Raw genomic sequence first — 518 nt, forward strand, 5'->3', positions numbered from 1 at the left:
AGGCGAGGCGGCCGAGGTGGTCGGCCGAGGAGCGGATCCGCGCCGCGACGCGCCGGGCCGCGTCGGCGTCGGGGGTGTCGGCGAGGAGGTGGGGGAGGTCGCCGCGCAGCGTGGCCGCGCAGGACGGTTCGACGACGACGACGGGCACTTCCGCCCCGTCCGGCCCGCGGATCGCGTCGAGGTGACGCGTGGTCGCGCGCATGGTGCGTCGGGCGGCGTCCAGTCGGCCGGTCGTGACGTGGGTGAGGCCGCAGCAGTGGCCGGCCGAGCAGGCGACGGAGGTGTGCGAGCCGCCCAGGACGCGGGCGGCGGCGCCGGCGACGTGCGGGCGCAGTCCCCGGGTGAACGAGTCGAGGAACAGCACGACCTCGGCCGAGGTCCGCGCAACCGCCCGGCCGCCCGAACCGGCGACCGCGCCCGTACCGGCAGCGGATCCCTTGCCCGATCGCCGGGCCAGGTCGCGCACGTGCCACACGCTGGCCGGGACCCGGGCGAGCTCGTCGCGGAGCTGCCGGGCC

1 pseudogene is annotated in these 518 nt (G+C 78.6%); it reads right to left on the reverse strand.

The window, feature by feature from the left end:
• Positions 1-518, reverse strand: a pseudogene (locus tag HMPREF3086_RS04945) (FAD-binding oxidoreductase); the annotation flags it as partial.

The organism is Dietzia sp. HMSC21D01 (genome assembly GCF_001815995.1).
Classification (GTDB): domain Bacteria; phylum Actinomycetota; class Actinomycetes; order Mycobacteriales; family Mycobacteriaceae; genus Dietzia; species Dietzia cinnamea.